We start from the raw sequence: 24,205 nt of genomic DNA on the forward strand, positions 1-24,205 counted from the left end.
GGGAGGCGGCAAAAGCTGGATTCGAGGAACGAGAATACGGCTTTTGCCGCCGGGAAAGAAACGCGGCACAATTGCCATTTTTTAATCATTATTTTAGCTTTGTCTCGGGTTGTCTACTTACTGATAAAATAAAGAATAATCAGGTAAGCCCCTCCAACAAACAATAGCAAGCTTAACAAACTTATTAGAACTTCACTTTTTTGTTTAATATACTTCTGCTCATATGTACTAAACTGCTGCACGCCTGCACCGTTCCTGCGATTAAACCGCCTGCGTTTGACTAAATGACGTAAAAGCCAGCTTGCTATAATACAGATGACACCCAATATCAATACTACAACCGGTTCTTTTAAAAATTCCATGACATTACTTATTAAGGGTTTACAACATCAGATACACCAAAGTGTAACAGTTAAATAATAATATATGTTTAAGTCAGGGAGGCGGGCCTCCCTGAAAGGATAATTAAGTTTAAAAATCGTTCCACTTTTCAAAATCTTTGCAAAGGTCAAAAGCTCTTTGCGCTTTAACCTGTGCGGCACCACCGTAAAGAATGGATTTTAGTTTTTCCTCGGAACTTTTGAAAGTCTTTACATTTTGGAAATAGCCCGTTACGGCATTGAATGCACCAAACAAAGTACCTTTTGTTGTTTCCATCTGCTGCGCATGGTCTTCAAAGTGGTAATTCAGAACCTGGTCGCAAACATTTATAAACTGACTGCTAAAATTCTCTTCATCCTGTTTTACGCTTTCCAAGGTTTCAGGATTGGGCGCCATTGCCATTTTGATAAGTTTCTTTAGCTGCTTATCAGAAATGCGAATCTTTGCCCAGCGGCTGAATATCTCCTTATAGGCCGCAGACACTTCAGCGGATTTTGTCAATACCCTCCGGGCATCCTCTAAACGGGTTTCCATATTCTCCGTATGCCGGATGCTGATCAGGTTGCTACAGTTTTTAATAGCCGCATTCAACGTATTGCTGCATGTAATTCGGATAGGTGTAATTCCTAAAACCAGCCCGTTACCATCGTGGGAGGCCTTTAGAAACAGATAATTCAGAATATCGTCATTCCTGCCAATAGTGATATGATCAGGAAGAACGGCAGTTATAAAAATTTGTTCCCCGTTGCCTAATGCCCCGGCAGTTTCATAACGAACACCTTCACCTGCAAGGGTGTCCATGAAGTTGAACGCTTCAATGTTCTGGAATACCTTGTATTTACTACCAACAACACCCAAGACCTGATCTGTATCAGTCCTTACGGTAGCAAAATAGTCGGGAACTTCTATTTCAGGGATTAATGTATCCTTTTCAAGGTTTCCGCGGTTGTTCTCGGTATCAAAGGTAAACAAAGGGCGCTTTTCAACTGTAAAATCCAATTGTGCATGACTGATTGCCTCCGCGCTAGTGGGATAGTCAGCGATGACCTGCCCAAGTCCACCCCAAGCAGGATCTTTTACAGCGAACAAACTGTATTTTTGCGTCTTTTCGTTGAAATTTATATTATGTCCCATATTAATTATATTAAGATTAAAAAAATGCCCCTGCAGGGATGCAGGGGCAATGTTTAATTATGCTGCCGGAAGTACAATTTCGGCTTCAATCTCACCAAGCTTGTCTACACAAAGATTGCGTGTAAACAAGGCTACCTTTTGAACCAACTTTGGGTTACGGGTAAAGAACTCATTTCCCTTGCTGTCCTTAATGGTGACAGTACAACCGGTATAATAGTTTTCCTTGTCATGATCAACATTGTCTTTCAGGTTGAACGTGAATTTATCGAACCTGTTGATCGTCTCAGTTAGCGCCCTGCGGTGAACTACACGAGTGTACAGGTCTTGTACTATATTTTCCGTTGCATCTACGTTTCGCACCACAACATTGCGTTTCAGTTCAGCTTTGGATTTTTCCGCTGGTGCCGGTACTTTTGCGGGTTCCTCTGCTTTTACAACTTTCATTGCGGGCGCGGAGTTGTTTTGCACTGCTTGTTTTGTTCCGGTTTGAGTTGCTGCTACTTTAGCGGCTGCTCCTGTTTTTGCTGTTTTTTTCATTTTGTTTTGTTTTTTTTGTTAAAAAATTTTTTCTTTTTTCCCCAGCCCCCACCTGGAAGATCTTCTCCCATGGCGGGCCGGTTATTAGAATGCTACATAAAATACTTGGGCGAATATGTGCTGATAAATGCCCCCCTTTACGGGGGGTGAACGGCGGGATTGAGGCGTAGCCCCTGCCGTTCATTTAAGGAAGCACTTTTCGCACAAGTGTTTTATGTTTGCAGCACTACATACCGGTCTGCCTGGGACGAATACCAGCCAGGGGGCGGGGAAAAAAGAAACCCTTTTGAGTGGAAAGAATAAGGGCTATGAAAAAAATAAAAAGCAGCAGTGCAAGTGATAATAGCTTGTGTTATACAAAGGCCTATCAGAAAAGAGCTGGATATTGTTAGGAGAAGCGACCTTTCAGTATTAAAACAAAAAAACCTGCCGGTAAAAGCAGGTTTGTGAACTCAAAAAATTGGCAATCGGGTTATTATGGTAAAACTTGATTAACTGTCATTACCATCTGACCATGATATTTATAGTTTAAAATATGGAACTATCTCTGAACCCCTGTTCATACATATCATTCCAGAATTGCTCTGGCCTGGTACGAACGATGGTTTTCAGAATATCAATCCCTAGTTTGTGCTCCTTCATGTGGTTGCGCGCTGTCCACCTCAATCCGGTGGAGGCATATTCCTTTTCCAGCTTTTCTAAATCGTCGTTTAGCAAACCCAATAATGTCAAAGCCGATTCCTGAAGAAGCAGAAACGATGAAGTCAGGGTACTTGCGGGAGATCCTACTTCGACGCAGCAGATTGTTTGTTTGTGATGTTTCAGAACTGTGCTGAAGGTACTGTGGCAGTAAATCCAATTTACCAGGTTGAGGGATCGTTCATAAAAATACTTTATGCCAATCGCCTTATTTCCCATAGATTTCAGCGCTGCCTTATAGTCAAAGCTATCTCTGGACTTCTGAAGCTGAAAAGCAAATTCGCGGGTAGCCTGTAAAACGCCTATTTTCTCCTGAAGGAAGAGTATGTTAACTCCTGCTTTCATATGATCATCTTTATAAGCTATCTAATTTTACAAAGTACATATCTATGGTCGTCATGAAGGGATTTAATGACCTCTGCCAGTTCCATAAGTTCCTCGTCTACTTTGGGATCGATGGCATCAGTTTCCCCTTCTTCGTCTCCTTATCTGTGACAGGTGGCACATTCCTGACATCAAATTACCAAGCTATCAGGCCGTTTATCATTACCTGTTTAAAATTAACAGCGCTATTGCATTTTACCCGTTCGGTCATCGAGGCATATCTCAGGTAACCTCCAGCCCGCTTTCCAATGACTTTTAAGGAGTCAGGCAAATTAACTAAGAGGACTGTGGTGCCATAGGTATATTTAAAGGACGGGTCTATTTTTACAATAGCTTTCCAGCAATCCATAGTGATGCCAATTACCTCAAACTCTGACCAATGGAGTGCTGGCTTTATCGTACGAAACTCAATCTGATTTGGAGGGGGGATATAGCTGCACACTTTCCAGTATTTTGCATGTATAGGTCTGAAATACACTTCCAATTCCTGCCCAGGTGCCTTCAAACTATCTGGCACGTTAAAGCTCCAATATTCATCGTTAGCATTAAATCCAAAGCTCATTGAGAATACAGACCTCCAGCTCCCACCTAAAAACTCCAGTAACACAGGTTTTTCAGCGCATCCCTCTACACGGACAACTCTGGCATCTGCGAAATGATAAGTGGGTCCGTCACCAGATGATGATTGTGATAGACTGTCAATATTATACTTCCTGCACGAAATTGCACAGCATATAAATAGTATCAATAGAAAGCGTTGCATGTTCCTAATTGTTGGTTTGAAAGAATTACAGTTTTGATCTGGGGGTAACCATATTTAGGCTTGGCATCAATGTTTCTTGCGGCGTCTTGCCCTTTCCAACGTGGTGATGCCCAAATTCAAATCCCTCACTCCGGTCACTGTCCATTTTTCAGTGATAAAACCAGGCCCGGAATAAATAAGGTTTAGAAACTCGTCCTCCAAAGATCTGCTCGCCCTGATGGAAAACTGCCCCAAGCTGTCACAAACTGCGTTTGTAACAAAAGCGCCTGAGAACTGTAAGAATACCTGAACCTTGCCGCCTTTTATTGGAGTGTTGGTTTTCTCGTCAAACAGCTTACCTGTAATTGTGGCAGAATCCTGGGCGAATAGTGAAGAAGATAAAAGCAAAAAGAGAAGGGTGAGCCTGTTCATGGGCATATGTTTTCTGATATGAATAATGGGATACCGTCTGGCGTGTTTTTCTGAAGGTGCTTTGAAACATGATGGATGCGCATTCAATCCAGAATATCGGGGACTAAAAGATGCGGTCGTTTCGTTTGTTGTTCTATTTCACTTCGAGTTTCAAGAATTGTAATAAAGATGTCCAACTGTTTATGTTTGCTTGGAGTTATAGGCTCACCCTCTTTCCAATAGTAATTTGGATATTGCCAGGTGTGGCAACAGGGTTCACGCAATAATCCAGATATCTTAATTAATAGCTCAGAACCTGCTTGTTTAAGGGTGTGAACCGCATCGTTAAGACTGCCTTTAGAGGTTGTGGACGGTGTAAAACCGCTGGCGAGATAATGGCGAACAGCCTGAGCGAACAAACGATGATGGTGGATCTCATAAACAGTATAGGCAATAGCGAAATGGCAATCATGTTCCTCAATCGAAGCTGGCCCGTCGTAGTGTGGGTATATTTTCCTCAGTTGCCTGTCGATTTCCACTACAGCTTTAATGATTGCTAAACCTTGCACAGGAAAAAATTCCATAACAATGCTGTCAAACTTAACTTTAGGTTTCATCTTGTGGTTATTTAAAACGTTTAATATTCCGCAATAACAATAGAAATCCGCACCTGCAACCTCAATTTGAGGGTAGGCGTTCTGCCATTCGGCTCTAAAAAAGGATTGGCCAATTCCGAAAACAGCTATGCTGTATTCAGCTCAGTTAGTTGTCTAATTATAATTTCAAATTGAAGACATTTAGGGTATGTGGATTTTAGTGCATTTTGCAGAAAAAATTACCAGAGGCCTAGAATGCATGGTCGGTCTTTATATTCAGTAGCAAACGAATACTGGATAATCACATTTGCCGATAAAGGCACGTAACCCCGATTTAGAATAAGCGGAACAATCTCTTGTTTTTGAAGTCGCACCAGATCATCCAAATATACCCAGCATACTTCCGCATCCTTAAAGATATCAGTTCGAGCGTATGTTGGATGCTTATGTTTTCCATTTTTCGTATAATCCTGAAGGAATCAGGAATATCAGCATGGCGGTAGCTAAAATACATAGATCCACGCTTTTCAATTGAGTCGAAAAGCCCTCTGGCAGAATAGTTTCCTGCATCAAGTGTGATACTCCTATCCCGCAACCCACTTGACTGATCCCCGATATTATCTCGCCTGTACTCTATAGCAGCATTCCCATCTTTGTTCCAAGAAGAAACCACAATGTACATTACCAGGGTGGCGATTAGCAGGCCAATCAGCATTCCCAAAAGCCAAAGTATTTTCATATACGATTATGTGTTAGATTTCATTCAGATATACGCATAGTCATACTGTCCCCTTGGGGATAGTCTACGAGGATTGTTTAGGTTATTTGGTTACGGAAGATCAGTTGGAGCTTGGCAAGCCAAAATGAATTTCTTTAATCTCCGTCACAGAGTCTGTTCCATTGAAGTAGGTGTAACTGATTTTCACCGCACCATCTGCCTTAATAATTGCTGTATCTGAAAAAAGAAGTGGAAAATTGATTTTTCCATCTTGAGCAATGCCCGGATGGCCACCAAACCTTCCACCGCGGGGGAAGTCTCCAAATATCCGCTTTAACAGATAATTACTTGAATCCTTATTGTTATCGGCATTCAATAGAACAGGGATACTTCCTCTCTTGTCAAGCGAGGAATTACATCCGGCAATTGATGAAATGAGAATGAGGTTAAGAAGTACATATTTCATATCATAGAAAAAGTTGCAAGCGCTGTTTGGAAATGCGCCTATATTTTTATCATAGAAAAAATTCTGGTTGCCCAGTTATACATAAGATGAAGTTTTCAATATATAGGGTGAATAGTTTCCAAAAATATTCCAGCAAAACCTTTGCAGAATGATATTGGATTGTCCGGAATTAACCTGTCATTAACATCAAGTAAATCTTCCATAATTTAGATTTGAAAGATTAATTTAATTGGAGATAAATTTTTGTTCGTACTTCCAATTGCTATTGGGAGTATTAAATTTCATTGAAAAAAAGAAAAAAGCCCTGTCACTCCTGACAGGGCTTTTACATGGAGGTAGTATATACCGACCCATACCGTGTTAACCTCCCGTTAATGACCTCATTTTTGTTAACGGCTCCATGATTGCTTTATGCTGCAACGGACAAAGCTTTGGGCCGCCTTCTCATACATGCTTGTATGTTATAGCAATTAACAATTACTACCTGCCCTGAATAATTTCAGTATATTGACTGAAGGAAATTTAAGGCATTTAAACCGAACGTGTACGGATATAGGTTATATGCCAGTGAGAGTAATCGGAGGTATAATTTCCCTTTTGTTTTCAGCTACGGCCTCTTCCAAAAGCTGATTAACGCATAGTTGTTTTTATTAATGTTAATTTAGTTGTAAATTAGCATATTGCTAATAAGCAGGTTTTCATTTAATAGGGTAATGAAACGGGATTATAAAATATTATCAGAAAATGAACTGAGTGAATTACTCCGCGAAAACAACAAGCTTGCTTTCACTGAAATATACGACCGCTATTCTCCTTTGATCTATAGTTACGCCAAGAGATCTTTGCAAGATAAAGATCTGGCAAAAGATATACTTCAGGAGGTTTTCACTATTGTATGGGAAACCCGTTCGAAGTTGAAGTATCATTCTTCCTTTCTGAAATACCTGTTTGGTGTAACCCGGTACCGAATGATAAGAGTTATCAGACAATCAAAACGACATCAAGGGTTTCTGGATACTCTGGAAAAAATAATCGAGGAAACTGCTGCGTGCCCCGAAAAATGTTTGATCGACAGGCAGACGAATGACATCATAGAATATCATATCAATCTCCTTCCTGAACGTACGAAAGCAATCATCAATCTTAGCCGGACTGGCAAATACTCCCAAATAGAAATAGCCCAACAGTTCAATATCAGCACTGATGCGGTAAAGAGTGAGGTTTATCGTGCGTCAAAACGGCTTAAGCTGACACTTCAAAAACTAAGATTCTTCTTATTTTAAAAAAAACTTCGTTTTTTTTGCCACTTTTCGCTTTCTCATGGCACTAGTATATATAGGCCAATAGAAATGCGAAAGAAAAAAGCTTCAGAGTTAATTGATAAATACCTGGCTGGCGAATGTTCCGCTGTGGAAAAAGCCATAGTTGAGCGTATGCTCGATGATCAGTCACAGGGTAACCCGGAACAGTATACTGAAGATGAACTCCGATCCGAAACCCATGATTCATGGGCGATGATTGAAAACGCCACTATCTCCCGTAAGTCAAAGCTCAAACGATTAATTCCGTACGCAACTGCCGCAGCAGTAGTAATGTCCCTTGCCGTAGGGTACCTCTTCAGCGAAAGAAAAGATAAGGATATAATACCGGATACGGTTCAGCAGCTTAAAGATGTGCCTCCGGGTGGCAATTACGCCATCCTTACGCTGCCCAATGGCCAAAAAATCAACCTCAGTAAAGTCAATAAGGGAAATATCCCAAACAACTATTTTATCATAGAAAAAAGAAATAACGGGGAAGTGGTCTTTACCTCTTCCAATTCTTCTGCCCCTACCAGTATGGTCAACAGCACAATCAGCACACCAAAAGGCGGGCAATATATCGTCCATCTTTCAGACGGTAGCAAGGTATGGCTGAATGCAGCTACTGAGATTAAATTTCCAGCCAATTTCAAAAACCTAAAAAACCGGATGGTATACTTGTCCGGAGAAGCGTATTTTGAAGTAGCCAAAGATGCAAAGCAACCATTTATTGTAAAAACCAAGACACAAGAGGTTCAGGTGCTGGGCACACACTTCTTTGTCAATTCCTATCCAGATGAACAGACCGTTCGAACAATTCTCCGCGAAGGCTCTGTCCGTGTATTCTCCACTCAGCTTAATTTAAGCGAAACGCTCAAGCCAGGCCAGATGGCCGTATTACAACACCAAACCAAGAACGAAAAGGAAAAGCTTATCGTAAAGCCATTAGATGAAGATTTGGTAGCATGGAAAGAAGACAAAAAACTAAAATTCAGTAACAGCGATCTACCATCCCTTATGCGGGTTGTGAGTAAATGGTACAACCTAACCGTAAAGTATGAAGGTCCAATCTCCCAGCAGCGTTTTACCGCAGGTATTTCCAGGGATAGCAATCTATCAGAACTATTGCGCATCCTGGAAGGCATGGGTATAAGATTCAGAATTGAAAAACAATCCGAAGAAACCGTACTGATTGTAGGCAATTGAAACAACTAAACTAACAGAGTAATTAACCATAATCGAATCGCATGAGAAGACAAGAATAACGACCATCACGCCATGCTTCCTATATATAAAAACCGGACACGTGTCTCACCACGTATCCGGAAAAATGTTTGAGGAAGCACCATATCACCTGACAAGCGACATTTTACTAACCATCAAACAAAGCAAAAGTATGAAAAAATCTACTTGCTGCTCTCATCCCTTTTTCAGGGGAAAGAGAAGGTGTATCCATTTATCTAAAGGAGATCCTTCTACCTATACATTATTAATGAAAGTCATCATGAGGATTCACATTGCCGCCTTTCTGATATCAATTTGCTGCCTGAATGCATTTTCAGAGGCCAAAGCGCAGAAGGTCACTCTCCAGCTGAAGCAGGTGGAACTAGAAACCGTGTTCCGCGCCATAGAAAAACAGACGGACTACAGTTTTGCCTATGGCGTAGCCCTATTAGCTGGCAGCAAGCCGGTGACCATACAACTGAATAAAGTCAGTGTGACCGAAGCATTAGACCAGATCTTTAGCGACCTCCCATATCGGTATGAAATTGTAAACAAAACTATCCTCATCAAACCGAAAGCGCAACCAACAAATCAGCCAACACCCGAAAAAGCAAAACCTATACGGGTCAAGGGAAGGGTTACTGATATTAAGAACATACCTTTACCTGCGGTTAGCATTCGTGTCCGTGGCACAAACATAGGTACAGTAACTGATCAAAATGGCTATTATTCTATCGAAGCAGAACCAGATGCTTCGCTTGTATTCAGTTCTGTTGGCTTCCAAACAATACAAATCAAAATCAACAATCAAACAGAGATTAACCTAACCCTTCCAGAACTAACCGCCCAACTAAAAGAGATTACGATCCAAACGGGATATGAAGCAATCAAGCCCGAAAGGTTTGTTGGTGCTGCAACTGTAGTTGATAGCACTATCTTGCAACGGCAGGTTAGTACCAATCTTTTATCACGCCTTGATGGAACTACAGGATTACTTTTTGACAAGCGGTCATTATCCTCCTTTCTGTTGCGAGGAGTATCTACTTTAAATACAAGTCAAGACCTGAACGGGATGATTGCTCAAAACCCGTTGATCATTCTGGACGATTTTCCTTTTACAGGTGAGATCGCTAACCTCAATCCTAATGATATAGAAAGTGTCAGCATACTCAAGGATGCCGTAGCCACTTCAATTTGGGGATCTCGTGCCGGTAATGGCGTTGTGGTTATCAAAACTAAAACTGGAAGCTATAATAAAAAAGCGTCCGTCAATATTACTTCTAACGTTGCCATTACTACGAAACCCGATCTCTTCTATATGCCTCAAATGAGTTCGAGTGAATTTATTGATATGGAGATGAACCTTTTTGGCAAAGGTTTTTATAATACGGCTATTCAATTTCCGTCCTTTTTTTCTGTTTCTCCAGTGGTAGACATATTAGCAAAGCAGCGCGCAGGTAGCATATCTGAAACGCAGGCCCAAGAGCAGATAAATAGTTTACGAAGTATTGATGTCCGTAACGAAGCAAGAAAACATGTTTACCGCCAAGGAATTAACAATCAGAATTTTGTAAATATATCTGCCGGGTCTAACACAATGAACTATAGTTTGTCATTTGGAGCGGATAATAATAAAAGTACCCTACAAGGACCTGGTGGCAGGAGTCGCTACACTATCAATTCAAATATACGATTCAAACCCATCCTGCCATTAGAACTGATGTTAGGCATAGAATACAACCATGATAAGTATTCAGCTGATGGAAATGTGTATCCCGGATCTCCTGGACGTGGCTTCTTATATCCATATGCAAGACTAGCAGACGAAAATGATAACCATTTAACTGTTCCTACATCATTCGGATCAGCGTATTTAGCCTCCTTACCTGCTGACAAACTATTAGACTGGAATTATCGTCCATTGGATGAAAGAGACTTAGTTGACAATACTAATACCACAAATCTACTAAGGATGAACTTCGGAACAAATCTTAAAGTTAACTCGTGGCTTTCAGCAGATGTAAAATATCAATATACTCGGCAAACACTTGATGGAAGAAATATGCAAGATGTCAAGTCTTTCTTTACCAGAGATTTGATTAATAAATTTACAGCACCAACGAACTATGCACGCGCTATTCCGGTTGGAGGAATATTAGACCTACGGGAAAATGAACTTACTTCCCATAATTTGCGTGGACAGTTAAATGTTAGGAAGAATTGGAATGGCATACATGATTTCACAGCACTTGTTGCCGGGGAATTCTCAGCTGCTAAATTAGATGAAAGTACAAGAACTGTTTATGGATATGATGAAGAATTACTTCGATATTCGCCCTTAATTAATTATGCCATTCAAAATCCTCTTTTCCTGGGAGGAACCCAACAAATACCAAATAATGTAAATTTCGCGCTTCAGAATAACAACCTTGTTTCTATTCTCATGAATACCTCATATACTTACAAGTCACGTTATGGGGTCTATTTCAGCGCTAGAAAAGATGGCTCAAATCTCTTCGGCGTTTCTACAAACAATAAATACAAACCATTGTGGTCACTAGGTGGACGATGGAACATTGGCAACGAGATGTTCTACAAGGCAACTTGGCTCCCAACACTGGCTTTAAGATTATCTTATGGGTACGCTGGAAATTCCAATAACTCAGTATCTGCCTTAGCAACGATCTCACAAGTGGCTTCACCTAATATTTATGGCCAAAATTATGTAACTCCCCTTACTGCTCCTAATCCAAACCTACGTTGGGAGGAAGTTAGAACCTCAAATGCGGGAATAGATTTCGGGTTGTTCAAGGGCAGAGTTTCAGGTACCATTGATGTTTATCGAAAAAAATCTAAAGATGTGATAGCAGCGTTCCCACTTGATCCCTCATTAGGAATTACTGGTAGCCAAATTAGGAAGAATGCCGCGAATCTTACTACAAAAGGTTTTGATTTTGCATTACAAACACAAAATGTCCGCAGTATGATAACGTGGACTACTAATTTCAATGTCTTTTATGCTAAGACCACCGTTTCGAAATTCTTCCAGGAAACAAAGAATGTGCAGACAGGACCAATAATAAGAGAAGGAGACATCTATGGTGCTATCTATGCATACGGATGGGCAGGTTTAGATCCAACAAATGGTGATCCAAGGGGATACATTGGAAAAACTATAAGCAATAACTATCAAGCGATATTTAACGATAGCTTAAAGAATCAACAATATGTAGGTTCCACACTGCCGTTATTATATGGAAATATATTAAATACGATGACCTATTCTGGATTTTCATTAAGTGCAAATATTTCCTATAGGGCTCAATATTATTTCAGAAAACCAAGCATTGATTACAATGCACTTTATAACTCTTCAGCCAACCACAGTGATTATCTCAATAGGTGGCAAAAGCCAGGCGATGAAAAGATAACCAATATTCCGTCAATGCCATATCCAGCTAATGCAAACAGGGATAAATTTTATGCTTATTCGGCGGTTAATTTCGAAAAAGGAGATCACATTCGCCTACAGGACGTCAGGCTTGCCTATACCTGGAATAACAAAGGGGATATTCGGTGGCCGATTAAGGGAGTTGAGCTGTATACCTATATTGGAAATATAAATATACTTCTTTGGAAAGAAACAAAAAGTAACTACGACCCCGATTTTGCAAACTCTATGTTCCCTCCACCAACAACGTATTCTTTCGGATTAAACATCAAACTGTAGCATTTAAATCCTTATCAGATGAAAACAACTTACATAAAAATATCCCTGCTATCACTATTCAGCATGACCGCAATTGTGGCATCTTGCTCAAAACTCTTGGACGAAAAACCAAATCAATCCATTACAACGATTAACACGCTAAAAGATCTCCAGGGTGTTCTTCGACAGCCAAATATGATATCATTTGGTGGCCTTGTGAATATTGGTGCAGATCAGTATGTCCATTCAAATTCCGCTTATTCTACAATGGCAATTAACTTTCAGAATGCATACCGCTGGGATAAAGATGCTCTGTTTGACATATGGTCGGGTGCATACAGAGGAATATATGCTGCAAATCTGGTGCTTACAGAAATGGAGAGGATCAAAGAAGGTACTGAATTTGAGAGAAATGATTTACGGGGGCAAGCATTATTTTTCAGGGCATTTTCTTTGTATCAATTGACACAGGTGTATTGTCGGCCATATGGACCAGATGCTCAAACAGCGCTTGGTTTACCATTGCGGTTAACCCCTAATGTTGAAGAGAAAATTTCAAGGGCGAGTTTGCAAGAAACTTATAACAAGATCATTGGCGATACTAAGGAAGCAATAGGTTTACTTCCGCTCAGAAACATAGCGATTAATTTGCCAGGTAAGATTTCCTGTTATGGATTTCTTGCAAAAATGTATTTGAGCATGAGAGAATATTCCGAAGCTGAGAAATATTCCAGCCTTTACCTTGCTGAAAGCCCACAATTATTAGATTACAATACTTTGGACACTTTAGCAAATCCCAGCATTCCGAGGATTAATCTTGAAAGCACATTTGACGCAGGAATGACTTCCGTTAGCACGAACGCAGTTGTCACCGCAAATCCTATTTTGATCCAATCCTATCATACAAATGATCTTCGAAAAAAAGTGCTTTTTATGATAAATGCAGACGGCAGTGCTGTTTTTAAGGGTAGCTACTTTAGATCTGTAAGCAATCAAGGTTATTGTGGAATAGCGACTGATGAAGTTTATCTTATCCGTAGTGAATGTTTGGTACGGTTAAATCGAATTGAAGACGGTTTGAAAGATCTGAATTATCTCCTGGTTAGGCGGTGGAAAACCAATCGTTTCACACCCGTTCAAACAACTTCCAAAGAGGATGCTATACAGATCCTTATTAATGAACGAAATAAGGAATTAATATTCAGAGGAACAAGATGGTCAGACCTCCGTAGATTAAATGAGGATGGAGCGAATATCAGTTTGTCAAGAACCATTAATGGCGTAACCTATAATTTACCAGCTAAAGATAACCGTTGGATATGGCTGATTCCAGCTGAAGTTATTAACCTAAGCGGTATCCAACAAAACGAGAGGTAAATTATCTTAATTAAACATCAAGGGGATGAAATTTAAAATATTGATGTTAGTCGCACTTAAAATTACGTGTACTCATCAGATCAAAAGTCAGAACATAAATACATATCCGAAAGGTAGTATTCAAAAAAATGCGGATCTGATGTGGTCAGACCGGCCAAAATTAACATACGAAATCTCGACTGATCGTGTGACATTCTTCTCAAACTTAGAGATCCGGAGTTTAGAATATCGAGAGTGGGGAATTTCTTTTTGGAAGGCATTTCCCCATGACCAAAGGCGTTTTACATGGTTTGAGGAAACCGTGGCCATTTCTCCCAGGTATTTCGTAGATCCCAAACTAGCTGCTCAAGATAGAATTCTTGAAAGTTATCAAGCAAAAATCGATTACAGTGCTAAACAAAAATGGGAGTTGCAATATCAGAAGTTCCGTAAAGAATATATGGAATCACCTATTGTTACATCGACGAAGAAATGGGAGTTGAAGTTTGCAGAATTGAGTAATTCCGTCATGATGGGAATGTATCCAGACAATCAGGGTCGTAAACACTTTAATTATGTAAGTTTTGTCAGAAACCTTCTAAAGTATGCAAAATACTATTATGAAGAAATTCCATACAAGCCATATAAAACTACGCCCGTTTTAAGTGATAAAATTACTAGCACATTGTATGTTCCTATCGAACATCCTCGATTCTTAAATATGACTGTCGATGACCAAAAGAACATGCTTAAGATGATAATAGAATCAGAGGTGGATAAGAGACTGAAAGAATTTGCAGCGAAAAAACTATCTGTTATATCATTGAAAGATATTCCATTAAACTTAGCAGGCCTAACCCCAGATTCAAACCACATTGATTTAAAAGACTATTTAAACAAGTTAGTCTTCGTAGATATCTGGTCCATCGGCTGTTCCAGTTGTATAGCCATGATGCCGAAATTAAAAAAGGTCTATGAAAAGTATAAAACCAGAGGCTTTACGGTACTATCAGTAGACGTTTCCGGCCCAAAGTATTACCAACAAATAATGAGGATTCATCATGAGATTGGTGCAGATTGGCCTTTTATGTTATTAAATAACGATCAGTATAATACGCTTTTCTCAACTTATGGCATGCTCGGAGTTCCGCAGACGTTTTTAGTTGGAAAAGACGGAAAAGTCATTATGTATAAGGATCAGGTATCGTCTCCTGAAGGGTTAGAGGAATATCTGAATAAATATTTTAGTGATTTATAAAAGCAAGTTATGGGGAATACATCCCGGTAACTTTAAAACGGATTTTTGCTAATCAATATACGCTGTGTACTCAAACTTGAAAATCACATAAAACTGATAAACGATGGCGTAAATGCTATACGCCATCGTTTATTTAAATCCATTTAAGGATTAAGGTTTCTTTTCAATAACTCTACCATTAGGAAGGGTAATTGTTGAACTTGAATTGTCTGCAATTGCTGCGCTGATATCGCTTTGGAAACTGTAGTTTGTAGCGTCATCAATTTTGGGTTTCCCTGTGTAAAGGGTGTTACCAAATCTTGCAAGAGATTCAGAAGAAGTGTAAATTTCCCCTGCGTTCAATGCATCAATGGTACAAACTTGTGCTAAACCAGTGCAAGATGGGCTTGTTGAAACTACATAATCCAATGGATTCAATTGTGAACCACCAGAAACCAATTCAAAAGTTTGGAAAGCGAAAGTCTTTTGAACAGGAGCTTTAAAAGCGAAAGCTGCTACAGCTGCAATGGCGAGAACTGCCAGACCGAGAAATTTGTTTTTCATGTGTTTTTGTTTTTAATGATTAATGAATATTAGAAAAAATTATGGACGCTTGTAGACCATTCTCCCATTGGGTGCTAAGTACCATATAGAGATTGTATAAGCAAGTGCGTCGTTTATATCAGTTTGTAAACTTGATCCTGCTACATCAACTTTGGGTTTACCCGCAAATGCTACATTACCTTTGACAAGTGCCTCGACGGTTGTATATACTTCTGCGCTTGTCAGAACGTCAAGCGCACAGATTTCTGCAAATCCAAGAGTACAAGTTCCGCTAATCGGACTGGTATAATCTAATGGATCAAAACGATTCCCTCCAGAAGCAAGTTCAAATGTTGCGAATGCAACACCTTTTTGATGCTGTATTTCATCCCTACCTGAACGTTCTTTATTGGTAATAAAGCGTGAAGGAATTCCACCAAACGTAGCGCACAGAAATATTAATAAAATGGCCTTTAATAATAATTTACTTTTCATGAGGTTAATTTGAACGTTATCCACGAACTAATCTCCTAAAGTTCTGACCCCAAATGGTTTTTTTCACGATTATTAGCGCCACTATGGCCAACAGAACAAACCCGATATTGAAGTATATATGTTGTGTCCATGTCATATTCTGAAGAATGCCACCGCAACTGCACGGCACATCCTTGGAAAAAGTTAATATACCGATCAGGTAAACTGTAAATATTGTCATCAATGCCAGTGAAGCTAAAATTCCGGCACACTTTGTCCGGTCGAAAATCAGCATCAAGGCAAGAACTATTTCTATGGCAGGTAAAAAGATAGCTACAAATCCTGCGGTGGATTCCAGTAGCGGAGATTTCGCTAACTGGCCCTTGAAAATTTCATATTCAAAGATCTTGCTGAATGCTGCGTATCCCCAAAGGCAAATAAATAGAACTACGATGGTTTCAAAAATGATGCGCTGAACTTTCATTCTTAACATTTTTTAAAATTGTGGGTTATCATTCTCTGTCTGGTGGGAACCAAAGAAGATAGCTTTTCAGGTGATACTTTAAATACGAAACCACACGGCGATTTCTTTTCATACCATTTGGCATTAAGTCTATGGACGCCGGTAATGTAAACAAGACGGATTCGTATTCGTTGATTTATACAAAAAGGAAAGTATAAAGGAATTATGTTTTTATATGGGCTAAGGTTATCAGTCGATGCATAAATTGGAATTAAGGGTTACTGTGTTATATGGTTACTGTGTCTCTAATTTCTTGATCAAAACTAATTCACTTTGTATTCACCACCAAGAAAAAACAGTTATCCGATTCCGTTATTTCACTGCACTATTTGTGCACCTGAAAATTGCTCGGAGGCTTTCCAAAAATCTTTACAAAAGCGCGGGAAAAATTGCCGGTCGTACGGTATCCTAATTTAATTGCGACTTCTTTAACCATAGCACCTGATTCCAATAGTGCTTTACCATATTCCATAGATATTGTCAGATGATAGTGAGAAATTGTCACACCATATAGTGATCTGAAACCTTTGGAAAGCTTGCTTTCTCTCATTTCAGCGTCTAAAAGCAGGTCAGTTATTTTGATATGCTGGAAAACCCTACATTGGATTAAATGCCGGACCTGGTGTATTGTTTTGGTATCTGTGTCAGAAAGCATCATGGGTCACATATACTGTTATCAATCAAATAAAAAGAGAGGTGGCATCATAAAATTAAAATCATAACCCGCGGTCAAACAGCAGTGCGAAGATTTTATTTTCCTAAAAGATTCACCCGGCCATACCGCTTTTTTACTCTTCTTAAATCATACTTGCTGCCTGTATTTGGTTGATCTGCCGTCATTGCGAGCGAAACGAAGCAATCTGCAAATGGATTGCTTCGACATTGCGTGTTTCGCAATGACCTCACCGTGAAGTCGTGAAATTGAATAATATTGTGTTCTAGCAGAAGACATTGGCCGCGAAGCAATCTTTAAGGAACAGGAAGCCCAGCTGGCACATCGATTTTAATAGGGCCACCCGGCGATATTTTATATTGATCTCCATTTTTGGGATCGGAAAGGCTCATATCCAACAGCAAACCATCCTCCGTTATGTATCCCTTATGAGAAGCGGGATTGCCATACCATACGGTATATGGGGGAATATTCTTTGTTACCACACTACCCGCACCAATAAATGCGTACGCACCAATAGTAACACCACAAATAATTGTGCTATTCGCACCAATTGAACAGCATTCCTGGAGGTGTGTCTGTAAAAAACGTTGTGGATAGACCTTCGACTTGGGAACACGGTCATTGGTGAAAGTAACATTGGGGCCAACAAAAACATTATCTGCTATTTTTACGCCATCCCAAACCTGCACGCCGGATTTAATGGTGACATCGTTTCCGATAATAACCTCATTTTCAATAAAACAATTACAGTTGATATTGCACTCTTGTCCGATCACCGCACCTGGCAGCACCACTGTAAACTGCCAGATTCGTGTGCCATTACCAATGGCTTTACACATTACATTCGCAAGGTCGTGCACAAAATAGCTTTCTTTAAAGTCCTTCTCCTTCATCGTATCTTCCTCCTTCACAATTGCAAAGGTACTTTGGGGGGATTACTTTAACCCAATCGAAAATCGCTGAGGTGTTCAAGGATACCATCCCCTGGTTAGATTTTTTCAGTACTTGTTGTTAGTATTGACGGGCTTTGTATGCATAACTTCTTCAATAAGTAATTCTACTCAAAACAGCTAACCGTATTTATGCGCTTAATGCAAAACGGATCAGCCTTTACAGGCATTTTTGCGCTGAGGAAATGTCGTTCAAATCAAAACAGGTTATATACTTATGGAATCTGTAAATATATTGCATCCAGTGCATGGCTATCGCCATGTATTTCTCCGAAAATGCTGTAGGCAAATAACCTGGGTAAAGAAAACCGCCTTAGAGGCCGTTTATGCGCCCAGTAATCGTACGCCCAAATTATTTTATTTAATTGTTTTAAACCTAACGTGATGATCAGTTATTTTACAAGATTACGCCTGGTAGCCCTGGTATTCCTGATTGCCTTCTATTCTTCCTGTCAGCAACACAGCCACGAGCTGATACCCAACGAAACATACCAATACGCAGAGGAAGTAAAAAGTTACCTGAATTCCCAACGGTATGTCGTTCCAGGGCTGGGTAATGAATTTGGCGATAGCCTTTTCCGGCAGCTGGATGTGTCCGGAATTAAGAAGATCAGCTGGAAAAACTCCGAACTGATCATTGCTCCCTTAAAAAGCAACAATCCAAACCGTTCAGCGAAGGTCCTCTTGGAATTCAAGAACAATAAGCCAGTAGGTGGCACTTTGATTGAAGTGAATGCCACGGGAGCCGGGGATAAGGCCGGGGACCAACTGCAAAACTTCCTGAACAAAAAGCCGCTCAATTTTACGGGCAGGTTCAAAGCAACCTCTTTAAGCAATGGCGGTCATGAGCTATTGAGCTATACTTTGCAAAAGGGAAAGCTCCTGCGGGCGGAAATTGTTCAACCTGATAGAAGCCGGAATGCTTTGGCAAAAGCAGGTGTTCCAGATCAGCTTGCGGCTGTAGGTGATCCTACTGGTAACTGTGTAACCTGGGTAAGAGTATACTACAACCCGGAAACAGGGGAAATCTATGAAACACTGTACCTGTATACCGTATGTGACGGTGGCGGGGGTGGTTCCGGTACGGGCAATGAAACACAGTATGAATACCAGCAACAGGACCTTTGTGCCAAGGCAAGAAGTTTGAAAGATGATACGGTGTTTATTTCCAAACTGGCCCTACTTAAATATGCCGCTCAGAACATGAACTATGAAGCTGCCTGGGTACATACCAACCAGCCAGCAAACGGAGGCTGGAACCTTTTTACAGGCCAGCCCGATCAGCACCACATCCAGATGAACATGAATAATTTTTCGGATAATTCTGTTCAAGGAATGATGCACAATCATTTTGCCGGGGGATTTTCGATTTTCTCGGTGAGTGATTTAAGAGCCATGTATGATCTCCTGCGCTATAACAAAGTTGAAAATCCTGCAAATTTTTCTTTCACTGTGATTACCAACCAGGGAACAACCTATACCCTGGGGATTGAAAACGTGCAGCGGTTCAGGGATTTTGGAAATAACTGGCTAAACAATGATGTGAATGCCGTGCTCCTGGAAAATCGGTATACGCTACAATATGGCATCTCAAATGATAACCTGCCAGCAGATAACCAGGAGAAATTCATGAACCTGCTTGCTGACAGCAATACCGGGCTGACTTTTTATAAAGGCAATTTCAGCAGCCTGGACAGCTGGCGGCCAATTGTGCGCGATGGCAATAACGAATTCGTAATTATTCCCTGTAGATAAGTAAATTTGAGATATGCAAACGCGGCTCACCATCATACTGTTAGCTCTTCTTTTTTCGGTACGGCTTTTTGGGCAAACGAAAGGGAACAGCAACAAGGAACGATATACCAGAGATCCGGAACTGGCAAAATATACTGGTACCTGGCAATGGAAATCTGACAGCACTATTTTCACCATTGTGCTCAGACAGGTAAAACTTCACTTTTCAGGTACAGGCAAATCCAAAGATGTGATCATTGGCTGGCATTCCTACTATGAAAATGGGGTACTCCTGGAAAGCAGCCAGGACAGGATAGCTTCAGCCCCGCTGAAAGAAATGGAGGATACCCTGCTGGCTAAAGTGGCCACCATTACCGCTACCACACCCACCAAACCTTCGACCCTTAGCATTTATATCCATGACCTGACCAGGAAACGGGAGTTTTCCGGTCATCTGGAGCTGATACCCGGTAAACCTGATGCTGCAATATGGGAAACTGAGTACCGGAGCAAAATGGAATTCTATTTTAAGGATAAGCCCCCGGCATATATGTCCGGACGTACAGTTCCTACGGGCATTGTGATGCGGAAGATCAGATAGTGTGCACTCAGCTATTCAAAATGACCTGAGAATTTAAGATGGAAGAAAATGTAGGTGGTGGAATCGTAATTTATGACATAAAAGATATTCTGATGAAAAAAATCTTTTTGGCAGGTGCTATTATAGGGTTGCTGCTGGTGCTTTTAAGCTTATTGGCCAAGGTTAATCATTGGGATGGTGCAAGCACCATGCTGAATTTTGGGATTGGGGGATTTGTATTACTCGTGGTTTGTGGTGGAATACTGATTATGCAATCCAGCAGAGGTGTAAAGCGATAAAGGCAAGTTTAAGGATGGGCTTCCGGATGCTAAATGCATCCCGGAAGCCTTTTATATTTACAGGTGTTGTCGTAATGCCGGGTATATCAGCTTTTGTTTTGCGGGTGAAGCAAAGCATCTGTTTATGATATGCTTCCAGCTACCAATTGTATCCGAACAGAGAATTAAAATCTTGGTGCTATGATGTGCTTGCTGATCTTTTTTAAATTATGGGGGTAAAAGAATTCCAACTTTGTAACCTCAAACCCTAGTGTAGGATCGACTACAAAAGGTTGTGCCAGGAAGGCGGAGATATCGGGAGATAATTCCCAGATGACCGAACCCCTGTTTCTCCATCCATTGACTGCGGGTTCGGCCTTATATTTAGGTTTCCCGTAAATCCGGTTTAGATACGATTCCACCTTGCGGCCTAAGTCGTTGATCCAAAGGGAAATCTTTATAACAATACCGTTGCTATCAGCAGATAAGAAAACATACCGAAGTTGTGTCCCACCAATCAAAGAATCCTGTGATTGCCAGACATATAAGCCGATGTCAGAAGGAAAAACCTGGAATAAATTCCTATCGGGGAACGAAGAAAAGTGCGACACACCCTTGATCGCCTTTATATTTTTTCCTAATTGGACATCGCCAAAACCACTATCGTTCAATTTAACCTGAGCATTTAAGGACATAGAAGCCAGTTGAAGTTAGGATAATAAGTATGCCAGCTCGTTTACTCTTCATTTGAATGTAGAATTGAAAGCGCTCCCGACACAGCTCATTGTTATAAAGGCCGAAGCGCAAAATAAAATTCAATCAATTGAATGTTGTTTAAATAAAAATAACGCAAATATTTCATCTGTTCTAAAAACTTATCGTGTAACAAAAAAGGGAGATCAGTCTTTCAACTGTCCTACCGGAACCTTTTATGTTTTTACGCTGATCTCCGCAATGCGGAGTGTTTCATCGGCACCTGCCATGCAGGGCACTAAGTAATGAGATGGCGATTTACCCAGCAGTCGAGTGCTTCAGTATTCCTATCATTACTGTTTAAACCAAAAACATAATAAAATGAGAAAAAACACGCGAGCAGCTAATGGCTGATCTGATTATTGAACATTGCAGGAAAAATAAGCTCACCTGGCATGACCTTGGTGATATTGCAGAGTGGGATTATGAGTATGTCAGGGAGATTTTATTGGGAGAAGTAGATGATAAGGCTTTTTGTGAGCTAAAAGAAATTGCAGAAGCGCTTGGAATTAATGGCTTAGAAAAGCTAAGGTACAACCAGCTAAAAACTTTGATGGCTGCACATTATATCAGCCGTACAGAATTAGCTGAACATATTGGGGTCAGTCCAAACACCATCACCAACTGGGCCAAAAACGCAAGTCAGCCACGAATTGACGAGCTGTATGCAATGGCTGCATTTTTCAGGTGCTGTCCTACAGAATTATTAGGGTAAAAGATATGGCTGCTCCTATGAGCGGCCATAATTATATTTAAAATAATAGTTGTTATTGCGAGTGTGGCGAAGCAATCTTTTGTGTTGGATTGCTTCATCACTGTGTTCTTCGCAATGACATTGCAGCAGTGTAGCGAAGTGGATAAAACCTATCGTTTAAGCCGCCAGCGGATTAGCAGGCAGTTCATGTTATCTGCTAATTAGTTCCCGAACGAAATCCAGCGCAAACTGAGCCTGTTCCTTGTTGTGAGCAACGTCCGAATGAGCGGCGGAATTTCTCATTTCCTTTATTTGGTTAATCGCGGGTATATCCAATTCAGTAATAATATTTTGCTGTAAGGCATGCCGTATTAGATCATTAAACCTGTTTCGTGAAACATGGATTTTCTTTTCAAAAAGTTTTTTGTAAAGATGACCTTCCAGGACTTTCAGGGCCTCCAGGATCGAATGAGAAAAGTAACCATCCTGGAACAACCTTGATGCGCTTTCCAGGTGCCTTATTTTTTGTAATTCTATTGCGTAAGCAATTTTTAATCGCTGAAAATGAGCGTTCCATTTGGTAACATAGTAGGAAATTACGATTGCCACCATGGACATAATAATTCCAATCGCAGGCGCCACCACATCTTTACTGGAAGCTGCCTTTTCGGACTCCGAATTAAATAGCTTGTATATGACCCAATTAAGTACAATAGCTACGGGTGTGCAAAGGGTAATGATAAAAATGAAATATGCAGCATATGGAAGGAAAACAAACAGTTTCTTGCTGCCAAATTTTGTATCACTGGCCATGTGTTCTATGACGTACAAGTAAAGGCTACATGAAAAGCTTAGGACGACCACCAAAAAGTAATCCGCCAGCGTGAATTGCAGCCAGCCTAAGTCTACCAGGATATTTTTCAGTTCATCTTTAAAAGCACTAAGAGAGATAAATACCGCGGCAAAGCCTAGTATGATTTCATATTTGTTTTTGATCTTATCCATTCCTGGGGGTTTGAAAAGTGATAAAGTAGTTAAAAACAATTTACCAGAAGTAACGAGTGTCTTGTAGATGGGGTTTTAAATCAGGACCGAAGGCACCTTCATGGTTACATTATCAAACAGGTAGGAATAAATACTGCGTTCCGGAACCTGAAGCTCTCCTGTATCAGTCTGCATATCAGGCACCTTAATTGTCATGATCCACCTGTGATCCACAAAAGTATAGTCCGGGAAGTGCTTTTCGCATATGCTTTGAAGTTTTTTGAAATCTTCTTTTAACCTCCCGGATGGGTCATTTGCCAGATCTTGAAAGTAAATGCGATAAATGGGCGGCGTCATATCTTCATAAGTTAGCATTTGGGTAAACATGTAATCCTCTTCATAGAATAAAGTGTAATAACGGCACAATAAAGACACACACAGTACCAGCCGCCGCTGCCGCTCTACAATATGTGGGGCCTGGTCTATGTTGTCCAGATTGATGCCCAGATAGTAATTTGGAAACTGCATATAATCGCAACTCATCACATTTTTCCAGTGCTGCTTTGCTTCCAATTCCAAAGGCCTTAAAGGACTGTCTACCTTTCCGATAAGGCTATTGATTTTCGTTGCCGTTATAGCATTACGTTTGCCGGCTTTAACTTCAAAATCCCTTTCCTGGATAGTGGAATAGAAAAAATGAACACGGTCTAGCAGTTCCTGAATGATTTTCTGGCTCATGATTTATTAATTAGTTGAAATGCCATTTGGGAATGTAAGATAAAGCAGTGGAGGTAAAAATTGTTACATCATTGGCACAGACATTTTTTTAAATTCTCAAAACGATTTCACTAAGCTTTGTTTTGTTGCTCTATAATTTCTATCAGTCGCTTTAACCGTACTTCAATCGGATCAGTTACTCTTTTGTGCTGTCCGCTACGCAGTATGTTTAAAGACTTTTCAATGAATCCATGCACGTCGGTAACAATAACGCCTGGAAACAATTTAACCGGTGCCGGTGGTAGGGTTAAGTCCTGGAATTTGTTATGGTACTCGTTTGCTGTCATGAATATGAAGTTAGTTACTTAACTCAACAAACAATAGCACCTTTTCAATAAAGTAAG

27 protein-coding genes are annotated in these 24,205 nt (G+C 40.4%); 9 read left to right on the forward strand and 18 right to left on the reverse strand.

From position 1 onward, the window contains the following. Nucleotides 1-113: 113 nt before the first annotated feature. From BUR42_RS06310 to BUR42_RS06350, 9 genes are all read right to left on the reverse strand, one after another. Nucleotides 114-362 (reverse strand): hypothetical protein, encoded by a 249-nt coding sequence (locus tag BUR42_RS06310; RefSeq protein WP_074238412.1) that lies wholly within the window; start codon nucleotides 360-362, stop codon nucleotides 114-116. Nucleotides 363-471: 109 nt separating this feature from the next. After that, complete coding sequence (locus BUR42_RS06315; RefSeq protein ID WP_074238413.1) at nucleotides 472-1,515, reverse strand: DUF932 domain-containing protein; 1,044 nt, start codon at nucleotides 1,513-1,515, stop codon at nucleotides 472-474. A gap of 57 nt (nucleotides 1,516-1,572) precedes the next feature. After that, nucleotides 1,573-2,052, reverse strand: a complete 480-nt coding sequence (locus BUR42_RS06320) for a hypothetical protein (protein WP_074238414.1) — start codon at nucleotides 2,050-2,052, stop codon at nucleotides 1,573-1,575. A gap of 528 nt (nucleotides 2,053-2,580) precedes the next feature. Further along, a complete protein-coding gene (locus tag BUR42_RS06325) occupies nucleotides 2,581-3,096 on the reverse strand; it encodes a hypothetical protein (protein WP_074238415.1) in 516 nt (171 codons plus the stop codon). Nucleotides 3,097-3,271: 175 nt separating this feature from the next. Continuing rightward, nucleotides 3,272-3,898 (reverse strand): hypothetical protein, encoded by a 627-nt coding sequence (locus tag BUR42_RS06330; RefSeq protein ID WP_143197355.1) that lies wholly within the window; start codon nucleotides 3,896-3,898, stop codon nucleotides 3,272-3,274. A 66-nt stretch (nucleotides 3,899-3,964) separates the two neighbouring features. Next, nucleotides 3,965-4,309, reverse strand: coding sequence for a hypothetical protein (locus tag BUR42_RS06335; RefSeq protein WP_143197356.1), 345 nt, complete (start codon nucleotides 4,307-4,309; stop codon nucleotides 3,965-3,967). An 83-nt stretch (nucleotides 4,310-4,392) separates the two neighbouring features. Beyond that, on the reverse strand, nucleotides 4,393-4,905 hold the full coding sequence (locus BUR42_RS06340; RefSeq protein WP_074238418.1) for a hypothetical protein: 513 nt from the start codon (nucleotides 4,903-4,905) through the stop codon (nucleotides 4,393-4,395). 313 nt (nucleotides 4,906-5,218) lie between these two features. Continuing rightward, nucleotides 5,219-5,623, reverse strand: a complete 405-nt coding sequence (locus BUR42_RS06345) for a hypothetical protein (protein WP_074238419.1) — start codon at nucleotides 5,621-5,623, stop codon at nucleotides 5,219-5,221. Nucleotides 5,624-5,723: 100 nt separating this feature from the next. After that, entirely contained in the window at nucleotides 5,724-6,068 is a 345-nt protein-coding gene (locus tag BUR42_RS06350; RefSeq protein ID WP_074238420.1) for a hypothetical protein, read from the reverse strand. Nucleotides 6,069-6,781: 713 nt separating this feature from the next. Between BUR42_RS06350 and BUR42_RS06355 the strand changes: the two genes are divergently transcribed. The 5 genes from BUR42_RS06355 (at nucleotide 6,782) to BUR42_RS06375 (ending at nucleotide 14,916) form a co-directional block, all read left to right on the forward strand. After that, complete coding sequence (locus BUR42_RS06355; protein WP_074238421.1) at nucleotides 6,782-7,351, forward strand: RNA polymerase sigma factor; 570 nt, start codon at nucleotides 6,782-6,784, stop codon at nucleotides 7,349-7,351. Nucleotides 7,352-7,417: 66 nt separating this feature from the next. Then, nucleotides 7,418-8,575: a FecR family protein gene (locus BUR42_RS06360; protein ID WP_074238422.1), complete on the forward strand. Its 1,158-nt coding sequence runs from the start codon at nucleotides 7,418-7,420 to the stop codon at nucleotides 8,573-8,575. A gap of 190 nt (nucleotides 8,576-8,765) precedes the next feature. Beyond that, the gene (locus BUR42_RS06365) at nucleotides 8,766-12,323 is read left to right on the forward strand and encodes a SusC/RagA family TonB-linked outer membrane protein (RefSeq protein WP_159442224.1); all 3,558 of its coding nucleotides are present in this window, start codon (nucleotides 8,766-8,768) and stop codon (nucleotides 12,321-12,323) included. Between the two features lie 18 nt (nucleotides 12,324-12,341). After that, complete coding sequence (locus tag BUR42_RS06370; protein WP_074238424.1) at nucleotides 12,342-13,679, forward strand: RagB/SusD family nutrient uptake outer membrane protein; 1,338 nt, start codon at nucleotides 12,342-12,344, stop codon at nucleotides 13,677-13,679. Between the two features lie 25 nt (nucleotides 13,680-13,704). Continuing rightward, nucleotides 13,705-14,916 carry a TlpA family protein disulfide reductase gene (locus tag BUR42_RS06375; RefSeq protein ID WP_074238425.1) on the forward strand — a complete coding sequence of 404 codons (1,212 nt, stop codon included), beginning with the start codon at nucleotides 13,705-13,707 and terminating at the stop codon, nucleotides 14,914-14,916. A 150-nt stretch (nucleotides 14,917-15,066) separates the two neighbouring features. Here the strand turns inward: BUR42_RS06375 and BUR42_RS06380 are convergent, their stop codons facing one another. The 5 genes from BUR42_RS06380 to BUR42_RS06400 form a co-directional block, all read right to left on the reverse strand. After that, on the reverse strand, nucleotides 15,067-15,459 hold the full coding sequence (locus tag BUR42_RS06380; protein WP_074238426.1) for a hypothetical protein: 393 nt from the start codon (nucleotides 15,457-15,459) through the stop codon (nucleotides 15,067-15,069). 39 nt (nucleotides 15,460-15,498) lie between these two features. Further along, on the reverse strand, nucleotides 15,499-15,933 hold the full coding sequence (locus BUR42_RS06385) for a hypothetical protein (protein WP_143197358.1): 435 nt from the start codon (nucleotides 15,931-15,933) through the stop codon (nucleotides 15,499-15,501). 16 nt (nucleotides 15,934-15,949) lie between these two features. After that, on the reverse strand, nucleotides 15,950-16,396 hold the full coding sequence (locus BUR42_RS06390) for a MauE/DoxX family redox-associated membrane protein (RefSeq protein WP_159442225.1): 447 nt from the start codon (nucleotides 16,394-16,396) through the stop codon (nucleotides 15,950-15,952). 364 nt (nucleotides 16,397-16,760) lie between these two features. After that, on the reverse strand, nucleotides 16,761-17,093 hold the full coding sequence (locus tag BUR42_RS30145; protein WP_074238429.1) for a helix-turn-helix domain-containing protein: 333 nt from the start codon (nucleotides 17,091-17,093) through the stop codon (nucleotides 16,761-16,763). Nucleotides 17,094-17,404: 311 nt separating this feature from the next. Continuing rightward, the gene (locus BUR42_RS06400) at nucleotides 17,405-18,022 is read right to left on the reverse strand and encodes an acyltransferase (protein ID WP_200798225.1); all 618 of its coding nucleotides are present in this window, start codon (nucleotides 18,020-18,022) and stop codon (nucleotides 17,405-17,407) included. 423 nt (nucleotides 18,023-18,445) lie between these two features. Here BUR42_RS06400 and BUR42_RS06405 point away from each other — a divergent pair, with 423 nt between their 5' ends. The 3 genes from BUR42_RS06405 to BUR42_RS06415 are packed head-to-tail and all read left to right on the forward strand — an operon-like array spanning nucleotide 18,446 to nucleotide 20,674. Then, complete coding sequence (locus BUR42_RS06405; RefSeq protein ID WP_074238431.1) at nucleotides 18,446-19,816, forward strand: hypothetical protein; 1,371 nt, start codon at nucleotides 18,446-18,448, stop codon at nucleotides 19,814-19,816. A 13-nt stretch (nucleotides 19,817-19,829) separates the two neighbouring features. Then, nucleotides 19,830-20,396, forward strand: coding sequence for a DUF6705 family protein (locus tag BUR42_RS06410; protein WP_074238432.1), 567 nt, complete (start codon nucleotides 19,830-19,832; stop codon nucleotides 20,394-20,396). 38 nt (nucleotides 20,397-20,434) lie between these two features. After that, the gene (locus BUR42_RS06415; protein WP_074238433.1) at nucleotides 20,435-20,674 is read left to right on the forward strand and encodes a hypothetical protein; all 240 of its coding nucleotides are present in this window, start codon (nucleotides 20,435-20,437) and stop codon (nucleotides 20,672-20,674) included. Between the two features lie 164 nt (nucleotides 20,675-20,838). Here BUR42_RS06415 and BUR42_RS06420 read toward each other — a convergent pair whose 3' ends face one another. Continuing rightward, nucleotides 20,839-21,348 (reverse strand): hypothetical protein, encoded by a 510-nt coding sequence (locus BUR42_RS06420; RefSeq protein ID WP_074238434.1) that lies wholly within the window; start codon nucleotides 21,346-21,348, stop codon nucleotides 20,839-20,841. A 404-nt stretch (nucleotides 21,349-21,752) separates the two neighbouring features. Here BUR42_RS06420 and BUR42_RS06425 point away from each other — a divergent pair, with 404 nt between their 5' ends. Continuing rightward, nucleotides 21,753-22,121, forward strand: a complete 369-nt coding sequence (locus tag BUR42_RS06425) for a helix-turn-helix transcriptional regulator (protein WP_074238435.1) — start codon at nucleotides 21,753-21,755, stop codon at nucleotides 22,119-22,121. A 189-nt stretch (nucleotides 22,122-22,310) separates the two neighbouring features. Here BUR42_RS06425 and BUR42_RS06430 read toward each other — a convergent pair whose 3' ends face one another. The 3 genes from BUR42_RS06430 to BUR42_RS30150 form a co-directional block, all read right to left on the reverse strand. Further along, nucleotides 22,311-23,105, reverse strand: coding sequence for a hypothetical protein (locus BUR42_RS06430; protein ID WP_074238436.1), 795 nt, complete (start codon nucleotides 23,103-23,105; stop codon nucleotides 22,311-22,313). Nucleotides 23,106-23,180: 75 nt separating this feature from the next. Next, nucleotides 23,181-23,822 (reverse strand): hypothetical protein, encoded by a 642-nt coding sequence (locus BUR42_RS06435; RefSeq protein WP_074238437.1) that lies wholly within the window; start codon nucleotides 23,820-23,822, stop codon nucleotides 23,181-23,183. A 110-nt stretch (nucleotides 23,823-23,932) separates the two neighbouring features. Then, nucleotides 23,933-24,148 (reverse strand): DUF6965 family protein, encoded by a 216-nt coding sequence (locus tag BUR42_RS30150; protein ID WP_074238438.1) that lies wholly within the window; start codon nucleotides 24,146-24,148, stop codon nucleotides 23,933-23,935. Nucleotides 24,149-24,205: the final 57 nt, after the last annotated feature.

The sequence above is a fragment of the Chitinophaga niabensis genome, assembly GCF_900129465.1.
GTDB classification, from domain to species: Bacteria; Bacteroidota; Bacteroidia; order Chitinophagales; family Chitinophagaceae; genus Chitinophaga; species Chitinophaga niabensis.